This window comes from Streptomyces sp. NPDC057445, from assembly GCF_042802855.1.
Taxonomy (GTDB): Bacteria; Actinomycetota; Actinomycetes; order Streptomycetales; family Streptomycetaceae; genus Streptomyces.
Map to the genome: position 1 here is coordinate 1 of NZ_JBHVDH010000067.1, position 1,476 is coordinate 1,476.

A 1,476-nucleotide genomic window follows, 5' to 3' on the forward strand; every position below is an offset into this window, starting at 1 on the left:
CTCAATACCGGTAACTTAGTGCTTTGGTGTGCGTTTGACCCGTTTGGGTTTGGTGGCGCCAACGAGGTTGATGGCCGCGGTGGTTGGGCGGTCGGCAGCCCGGTGGGCGGCGCGTTTGAGGGGCCAGCCGGCGACTTTGCGTTTGATGACGCGGGGGTTGGCCCGGCGCCGTCGGGGAGGCAGGGGACGTTCGAGGAGCTCAGTGTGGGTTGCTTTGATGGCGCGGGCGAGTCGGCCGGGGGGAAAACGCCGCCTGGTCGGTGACCTGGCGGCGCACGACGCGCAGTGAGCGGGTGAAGGAGATCCGGTCGGGGTCCTGGTCGCCTTGTCGTGCGGCCTGGTGCATCAGGTGTCGGATGGCGTGGTGGACGAGCAGGAAGCCGTAGAGTTCCTGCTCGGCTCCCTCGGGGTGTTGTGAACGCAGTACCAGGTGGGGACCGCCGAGGTGGGTCTTGATTTCGTCGAGGGTGGACTCGAACTCCCACCGTTGGGCGTAGAGGGCGGCCAGTTCCGCGGCCGGGGCCTTGTCCGGGTCGAGGATCGTAGTGATGAGCCGGTAGACGCCCTCGTGGTCGGCGATGGTGTATTCCACCGCGCGTACTGGTACCCCGCGACGGGTGTGGTGGATGTCGCTCCGGTCGAAGATCTCCGTGAGATACGAGCCGTCCGACAGCTGCTCGACCACCGGCAGTACGAGGTCTTTGCGGACCCGCCACAGCAGGTCCGCCCCCGTAGCCGCGGCTGTGCGCCACAGGTCCACGCCGTAAAAGCCACGGTCGGCCAGCAGCAGCATCCCCTGCCGCAGGGACCCCAGGACCGCCCGGGCCAGAGTCTGCTCTCCGGTGCGCAGGGCTCCGATCGCAGCGCCAAAGACGGCGTGGGTGCCGCACTCCACCAGGCCGACCATGCGCAACTGCGGGTAGCCAACGTCCTGTTCACCGCGCCCGGAGCGGGGCGGGCGGCCGAACGCCTCCACGTTTGCCTTTGTGTCGGGCAGGTCGAACGTCGTACCGTCGATCGCGGCCAGCCGCCAGTCGCGGTAAAAGGCGCCCTGAGTGTCCGGTGTGGCAACCGGACGGCACACCCGCTCAAACAGCTGCTGCAGCGGCGCCACACCCAGCCGGGACCTGGCTTTCCAGATCGCCGCCGTACTCGGCACCGCCCACGATCTACGCCAGCGCCCCGCACCCTGCAAACCCGCGGTCAGCAGTCGGGCGACCTCCTCGTAGCTCTGTCCGGAGAACAGGCACATCGCCAACACGAAGTAGACCATCAGCCGGGCCGGCAGCAGCCGGTTCCGCTGCTGCATCCGGCCGGTCTCCGCCAACACCTCATCCACAAGCGGCTGAGGAAACGCCTGTGTCAGCACCCCGACCGCGACCCGGTCCGATAGACGCTCACCAGATGACTTCAGCTGACCCGCTCTCGGCACATCAACAACAACGACCGACTCGCCCCTAAGTTACCGGTATTGAG

1 protein-coding gene is annotated in these 1,476 nt (G+C 67.3%); it reads right to left on the bottom strand.

The window, feature by feature from the left end; translation table 11 throughout:
- Positions 1 to 199 precede the first annotated feature (199 nt).
- A complete protein-coding gene (locus tag ACFU5O_RS37450; protein WP_384247497.1) occupies positions 200 to 1,432 on the bottom strand; it encodes an IS4 family transposase in 1,233 nt (410 codons plus the stop codon).
- Between the last annotated feature and the right edge of the window lie 44 nt (positions 1,433 to 1,476).